Source organism: Bartonella raoultii (genome assembly GCF_019659805.1).
In the GTDB taxonomy this organism is placed as follows: Bacteria; Pseudomonadota; Alphaproteobacteria; order Rhizobiales; family Rhizobiaceae; genus Bartonella; species Bartonella raoultii.
The window spans coordinates 1-7,289 of sequence record NZ_JAIFRO010000016.1 but is presented as its reverse complement, the minus strand read 5'-3'; the positions used below and the strand labels follow the sequence as shown (position 1 = coordinate 7,289).

General features: G+C 43.6%; 8 protein-coding genes and 1 pseudogene. 7 read left to right on the top strand and 2 right to left on the bottom strand.

Translation table 11 applies throughout. The features are described 5' to 3' along the window. The 5 genes from K3248_RS08460 to K3248_RS08440 all read left to right on the top strand — a co-directional run. A partial coding sequence (locus K3248_RS08460; protein ID WP_503826674.1) for a terminase large subunit domain-containing protein occupies nt 1-707 on the top strand: 707 nt, incomplete at its 5' end. Continuing rightward, nucleotides 692-2,710, top strand: coding sequence for a BaGTA-type gene transfer agent portal protein BgtI (gene bgtI, locus K3248_RS08455; RefSeq protein ID WP_220716912.1), 2,019 nt, complete (start codon nt 692-694; stop codon nt 2,708-2,710). The genes K3248_RS08460 and bgtI, both read left to right, overlap by 16 nt. 13 nt (nt 2,711-2,723) lie before the next feature. Further along, a complete protein-coding gene (locus K3248_RS08450; protein ID WP_220716913.1) occupies nt 2,724-3,617 on the top strand; it encodes a hypothetical protein in 894 nt (297 codons plus the stop codon). Between the two features lie 96 nt (nt 3,618-3,713). Continuing rightward, on the top strand, nt 3,714-4,838 hold the full coding sequence (gene bgtG / locus K3248_RS08445; RefSeq protein ID WP_220716914.1) for a BaGTA-type gene transfer agent major capsid protein: 1,125 nt from the start codon (nt 3,714-3,716) through the stop codon (nt 4,836-4,838). A 21-nt stretch (nt 4,839-4,859) separates the two neighbouring features. Beyond that, nucleotides 4,860-5,240, top strand: a complete 381-nt coding sequence (locus K3248_RS08440) for a hypothetical protein (protein ID WP_220716915.1) — start codon at nt 4,860-4,862, stop codon at nt 5,238-5,240. A gap of 35 nt (nt 5,241-5,275) precedes the next feature. Here K3248_RS08440 and K3248_RS08435 read toward each other — a convergent pair whose 3' ends face one another. Together K3248_RS08435 and K3248_RS08430 are read right to left on the bottom strand one after the other, a co-directional pair. Beyond that, nucleotides 5,276-5,560, bottom strand: a complete 285-nt coding sequence (locus K3248_RS08435; RefSeq protein ID WP_175869536.1) for an addiction module antidote protein — start codon at nt 5,558-5,560, stop codon at nt 5,276-5,278. Next, nucleotides 5,541-5,849, bottom strand: coding sequence for a type II toxin-antitoxin system RelE/ParE family toxin (locus tag K3248_RS08430; protein WP_220717828.1), 309 nt, complete (start codon nt 5,847-5,849; stop codon nt 5,541-5,543). Before K3248_RS08430 ends, K3248_RS08435 begins: the two co-directional genes overlap by 20 nt. Nucleotides 5,850-5,922: 73 nt before the next feature. Here K3248_RS08430 and K3248_RS08425 point away from each other — a divergent pair, with 73 nt between their 5' ends. Both K3248_RS08425 and K3248_RS08420 read left to right on the top strand, forming a co-directional pair. Further along, complete coding sequence (locus K3248_RS08425) at nt 5,923-6,630, top strand: phage adaptor protein (RefSeq protein ID WP_220716918.1); 708 nt, start codon at nt 5,923-5,925, stop codon at nt 6,628-6,630. Nucleotide 6,631: 1 nt separating this feature from the next. Then, nucleotides 6,632-7,289, top strand: a pseudogene (locus tag K3248_RS08420) (hypothetical protein); the annotation flags it as partial.

The following is a 7,289-nucleotide window of genomic DNA, read 5'->3' as shown; positions in this document are numbered from 1 at the left end:
GAAACCGTCCAGAGACCTATAAGCATATTTGGGAGGGAGCTTACCTTACAGCCGTTCAAGGTGCTTATTACCAAAAGGAGATGTTAGCAGCTGAACAGGAGGGGCGGATAGGGCGTGTTGCACGTGATCCTTTAATGCAGATACGCGCCTTTTGGGATATTGGGGGGACAGGAGCCAAGGCAGATGCAACGGCGATTTGGATAGCGCAATTTATTGGCAGAGAGATCAGAGTGCTGGATTATTATGAGGCACAAGGGCAGCCGTTATCCGAACATATCGGTTGGTTGCGTGCAAATGGTTATGAGAAGGCATTGATGGTTTTGCCCCATGATGGTGCAACGAGAGACCGTGTACACAATGTGAGTTTTGAGAGTGCTTTAAGTGATGCGGGTTTTGAAACGCAAGTGATCCCTAATCAAGGGGCTGGTGCTGTCAAAATGCGGATAGAGGCAGTGCGGCGTATTTTACCTTCTGTATGGTTTAATGAAGAGACGACCGTAGCGGGTCGTAAGGCACTGAATTGGTATCATGAGAAATGGGATGAGAAGCGGAATATAGGGTTAGGGGCAGAGCATGATTGGTCGAGTCATGGGGCTGATGCCTTTGGATTGATGTGTGTGGGTTATGAGCAGCCGATACAGAAACATAAGAGAGCAGCTTATAGCGATAGAGAAGCCTATGAGAGTACGTCATGGATGGCACAATGATGCATGATGAAGAGCATATAGAGCAAGAAAGTCAGGTTTCAGATTTCTCAATGGAAGGTTTGTTTCGTAAGCTTTTAAGCTGGTACAAAGAAGATGTAGAGCATGTGAACAAATGGCGTGAGCAAGCGCGTGAAGATTTTCGTTTTTACAATGGCGACCAGTGGAATGAGACTGATTTAGCCGCTTTAAAAGAACAACGCCGTCCTGTCATGACGTTTAACCGCATTGCTCCACTTGTGAATGCGGTTGTTGGATCTGAACGCAATAATAAGAGAGAAGTGCAGTTTATTCCTCGTCAAATAGGCAAGGCCTTGCCTAGCGAATTGCTCACTGGTGCAGCAGAATGGTTTCGCGACATGGCCCATGCGGAATATGCGGATTCAGATGCTTTCCAAGATGCTGTCATTTGCGGTATGGGCTGGACAGATACAAGGCTTGATTATGAGAGTAGTCTAGATGGGGAGCCGGTTATTACACGTTTAGACCCCTTAAAGATGGTTTGGGACAGCGCGGCCATACAACCGAATTTAACCGATGCACAACGTTTGTGGTATGTAGACCGTAAACCTTTGGAAGTTGCAAGACAAATGTTTCCCAAAGCGCATTGGAGTGAACTAAGTGCGGATTGGGCGCGTGATGGGAGTTCTTATGAAGGGGTTCATCACAATGCTTTTGAAGCTTATGATGATGAGAAGGGTATTGATGTTGAAAATGGCCGCCGGATGGTCACGCTAGTTGAATGTCGTTGGTTTGAAAGTGAGAGATATTATAAAGCGCCTGATTTAGAAACGGGTGAACTTCGTGATTATAGCGAGGAAGAATTTAAGCAACTTCAGTGCATGATGCCCGATATTCAAGGAGCTGCTTTTCATAAAAAGGTGGTTAAGCGCGCTTTTTTAGGCAGGAAAATTTTGCTTTGTCCAGACCAGCCTTTGGTTCCCGCCGGTCAATTGGGTTGGGAATGTATAACGGGGTATTTTGATAAGATAGAGCGTCAATTTTATGGGGTTGTTCGCCCGACCAAAGATCCACAACGCTGGGCAAATAAATATTTCAGTCAAGTGATGCATATTCTCAATAGCCAATCCAAAGGGGGGATAATGGCAGAAAGAGGTGCATTTGAAGATGAGAGGGAAGCGGTAAGGAGTTGGAGCAGAGTTGATAGTATCACGGTGCTTAAATCAGGAGCGCTTGCCGGTGGAAAGATCCAACCCAAACCGGTCACTCAGTTTCCAACAGGCTTTTTCCAACTGTTTAATGAAGCGAAAGAAGCGATTAATCAGGTCACGGGTTTATCGCCAGAGTTTATAGGGACGAGAGAAGTTTCACAAGCAGGGATTTTGGAAGCACAAAGGCGTCAATCCAGTCTCAATCTGCTTGCTTGTTTGTTTGATGGTTTACGTTTGTATCGTAAGCGTCAGGGGAAGCTTATTTTGCACTTGATCCAGAATTATTTATCCGATGGTCGCTTGGTACGGATTTCAGGAGAGGAGAATGCGCAATATATCCCCTTAACCCGTGAAGCAGTGATGCATGTTGATTATGATATTGTCGTTGATGATGCGCCCACCAGTCCTAATGAGAAAGAGCGTACCTTTGGTATTATCACGCAATTGTTACCGTTGCTTCAAAATGCGGTTACACCAGATATTATGCTTGATTTGCTTCGTTATTCTCCCTTGCCGGCCTCTCTGCTTAATCGTGTAAGTGAGAAGGTACAACAGCAGCAACAAATGGCGCAACAAGCGCAACAGCAGATGAATCCAGAGCAGGAAATGCAGTTGCAAGAAAAGCAGCAAGACATGGCGACGAAAACCCAAATGCAACAGATGGATTTACAACAAAAGCAGATTGAATTGTTCATGCGTCAAAAAAGAGCGGAATTGGAAGCAGAATTGATGCAACAGCGCCATGAACTTGAACGGCAACGCATTTACAATGAGCAGATGCAAAATCAGATCATGCGAGAAAGAGCGGCCAGTTATAGAGGAAGAAGCATTTGAGAAAGGTTAAAGAATGAATGCAGAACTGAATGAAGGACTGAATGAAGATTATGGAACAGAGGCATCCGTTTTTGATGATGAGGGTTCTTTTGAGAGCGCTCATGATAGAGGAGCGGTTGAAAGTGATGATGTCTCTTCTTCAGAGCCGGTTGTAGCAAAGCCTGTTCAAGAGCCTTCAGAGATTACTATCCCTAATGGAGAACAGCAACGTGCTGTAGAACAAGCCAATCAAGCCCGTGAAGCACTTACGAAGTTTTATGAAGCGCAATCCCAGATGTCTCAGGTTGATGGCAAGGAAACGCCTCCCAATCCTAGTGAAGATATTATTGGTTATATGGGGTGGATGGGCAAAAAGCTTCAAGAGCAGGATGCGTATATTAGAGCGCAGCAAGATGTGCAAAGGCAAGCGTTAGAATACCAAGAATTTAATGGGCATTTAAATCAGTTTTTAGAAAGTTCCGTTACCTCGGTCAAAGATAAATACAGTGATTTTGATGCGGCGGCAGATTTTCTCTATGAGACGCGCGCCAAGCAATTGAATGCATGGTCTTCTATCTATCCCACTTATGCCCAGAAGAGCACGATCGATGCGATTATAGGAGATGAGTTGCGAACGATAGTAGCCACTTGCGCACAAAAGGGGGTTAATCCGGCAGAAGAGCTTTATAGGATCGCGCAAAATCTTGGCTATCAAAAGCAAGCCGTGCAAGCCAATGATCAAATTGCAGCACTCCAGAATCGTCAGAATTCAGCGCGGACATTAACGGGCTCTGGTGGTGGAGGCCGTGTTGGTCCTATGACCAAGGAAGTTCTTGCGAATATGTCAGAGAAAGAATTTGATGCGTGGATATCCAATCCAAAGAATGAAGCACGTTTTTATGAAATTATGGGTGTAGATCCTGATTAGGTAAGAGGTTTTTCCACATAATCCGCCTTTGATGCGGGTTTTCCACCGGCTTTATTCAGCCGGTTTTTTTTACAGCAAAGAAAGGTGAAATCAAAAATGGCAACAACACATATAGGGACCCATGATCCGCAAGCGGTAAAATTGTGGTCACAGAAATTAGGCAATGAAGTTTTGAAGGCGACGAAAATCGCCCCCTTGATAGGGAAAAGTTCAAACAGCATTATCCAGCTTTACAATGAAACCCATAAGAGTGCAGGGGATAGCGTTACCTTTAGCCTGCTGGTTAATTTGTTTGGAGATGGTGTCACGCAAGGGGAAACCTTAGAGGGCAATGAAGAAGCGCTTCAATTTATGAATGACCGCTTGGTCATTAACGAGCTCTTACATGCAGCGCGTGTTGCCAATACGGATTCGATTGATCAACAGAGAGTCTTACCGAATTTGCGCAAAAAGGCCAAGGAAGGTTTGGTTCGCTGGTATGCTAATCGTTTAAGCATCATGTTCTTTCTTCAAGTGTGTGGTTATACAGCAAGCACGCTTAGTGTTGATGGTCGAGAAGTTTATATTAAACCGGTTCATTACGGCTTTAATCCGATCATGGCGCCCAGCAGTGAACGCATTATCCGCCCCGATGGCAAAACCAAAGATGAAGAACTTACCGATAAAGCCAAACATAGCTTTAGCCTTAAATTGATTGATGAAGCGGTTAAACAAGCAAAGCTTGCCAATCCGCAAATCTCTCCTGTTCACGTCAATGGTGATGATGTGTATGTTTTGTATTTGCACCCTACCCAAGTGATGCAATTGCGCACCAATACAGCCGCTGGTGAATGGTTAGATATTCAAAAATCAGTTTATGCAACCTCACGTGCAAAGAACCCAATCTTTGATGGATCTTTAGGTATGTATAATGGCGTTGTTTTACGGGAAGCTATCCATGTGACCCATGGTGTTAAATCGACAGATTCTACAGCCGTAAAAAGCGTTCGTCGTGCTGTGTTCTTAGGAGCGCAAAGTGCTGTGATCGGTTTTGGACAAAATCATAGTGCAACCCATTACACCCTCAAGGAAGAATATTTTGATTATGAACGTGAATTTGGCGTTGCCGCCAAGACGCTTATTGGCATGAAGAAAACCCGTTTCCAGATGCCTGGTAGTGCACAAACAGCCCAAGATTTTGGAACGATAGTTATCCCCACCTACAGTGGTGAAGCAGCGTAATTTTAAAGGAGGAAACAAGAGATGGCAGATCATTTACCCGCCCCATTACAGGGGAGAAATCTTCATACGCAACAGGTAAGCTTTTTACGCTTAAATATCTCGCATAAAGAGAAGTCCCTTACGGAGAGAATAGGGATTTTACCGCGTGGAGCTGTGATTACGTCGATCAAAGCCTTTGTGAAGACAGCGTTTTCGGAAGCCAAGTTGAAGATAGGCAGCAGTTATGGGGGAAGTGAATTTGGTGAGAAAGAGATCAAGACCCAAAGCACACAAGACTTTACACCCACAGATCAGAAAGTTTTTGTTGGAGATGATAAGGAAACGACTCTTTACGCTACCCGCGACAAAGCCACAGCAGCAGGTGAATGTGTTGTGGTTGTGCAGTTCGTGACTAATCACTGAAACTGAGGGGAGAGATGTATTAACTCCCCCTTAATTTATGAATTGCAAGATTGTACAGAGAGTTGCAAATTAAGGGCAGATAATACAGCCACTAAGGTAGAAAGCTTGGGGTCACCCGTTTTACTTAAGGAGCGGTATAATCCACTGCGTTCGCGGTTTGTTTCTTTTGCTAAAGCACTCATATTTTGGGCGCGTGCAACGATACCAATAGCATCAGCAATATGAGCGGCATCACCGGTTTTAAGAGCTTCATTGAGAAAAATTTGCTGTGACTCAATGTCTTTAAGATATTTTTCGGGTTTAAATGGGGTTATTTTCATCACTGTACTCCTCTTTTAACTTTAACGCTTGTTCAATATCCCTTTGCTGCGTTGATTTATCTCCGCCGCATAGCAAGAGGATAAAATCAGAGCCTTTTTGGGTAAAATAAATTCGATAACCAGCACCATAGTGGATACGTAATTCACCTATGCCATGAAAGAATTTAACATCACCGAAAAGTCCTTGTTTTAAACGCACAACACGTTGAAGAATAATAGCCTTAACGCTTTTATCTTTAAGTTTCTTAAGCCAAGTATCAAATTCTATCGTTTTATGAATGAATATCACATGAGCACTATAGTGCACATAGTGTATCATGTCAAGTTCGTTTCAATTTTTGTATCACTGAAAAGGTATTTTGATGGCACGTCATTATATAAGGATTAAGACAGGAGGTCCTGTCCAAGAAAGGCAGGATGTTTTTCGTCATAGAAGAACCCTTTCTCATCTTGTGTCTGTCATTCAAGACGAAATCGATGACATCACGGATGAATATATTGGACAAATCCAAGAGAGTATTTTTGCTGCTATTCGTTTTTGCGAGCGGGAAAGTTTTTACTTTAACGAAAGCCGTGATGTTGTGTTTAATACACAAGCGGGAAAAGCTCTTTATGATGCAAGTGATACCCCCCACCTTGAAACGGCAGTCAAAATCAAAAGCGTTTATCTTTCTTCAGATCAATATCACAAGGTTGCCTTAGAACAGAGAAGTCCTTTTGCGTTAGAAGCTTCGCTTTCTTCAGCACAGCAAGGAAGACCTGTTTGTTACAGTTACTTTGATAGGAAATTGCATCTTTATCCCACACCGGATCAATCCTATCAGGTTCAACTTATTCTCTCTCCAATGCGCTTGGAAGAATTAGAGAATGCGGATCAAGAACATCCATGGTTTGTGCACGCGTTTGATTTGATTAAGGCGCGTGCAAAATATGAATTGTACAAGAATATCCTTAAAGAGCCCGATTGTGCAGCCGCGGCTTATAATGATTTTAACGAACAGTTGCATGCCTTGCGTGCAGAAACGTCAAAACGTCATAACGATATCAGAATCATTCCAACGGATTTCTAATATGGTTTTTTTTCCAGTTGCGGATTACCGCCCAGATGTTGCGGTTGTCAACGGCAGCTTTACAGATACACTTGTGAATGTTTTACCAGCAGATGGTGGCTACATTCCTATGCCTAGTGCAACGGTTGTTTCTAAGTTGCCTTTGGAAGAGAAGCCTTTGGGTTGTATCGCCTTTAGAAGTGGCAATGGTGTCAAGATCATCGTAGGAGGCAAGCAAAAGCTTTATAGTTATGATAGTCAAACGCAAGGTTGGAAGGATGTAAGCCAAAGTGGTGTGATGTATCATGCGCATGAAGATAATCAATGGTCTTTTGCGTTGTTTGGAGAAAGCATCATTGCGGTCAATAAAAATGATAAACCGCAAGTCTTTAATGCCCATAGTTCTGAACGGTTTGAAGATTTAGGCGGCAATCCACCGAAAGCAGGGTTGGTGAAGGTTTGGGGACCTTTTGTTTGTCTGATGCAACTCACAGACCACCCCAATCGCATTCATTGGTCTGGTTTGGAAGATGCAACCCATTGGACCGTTAAACAGAAAAATTGCGATTTTCAGGATTTTCCGGATGGAGAATATGTACAGGGTGCAACGGAATCTACCAATCCGCTCATATTTATGCGTTCTGCTGTTTATGCAGGAACTTTTGTTGCGGGTTCTAAGA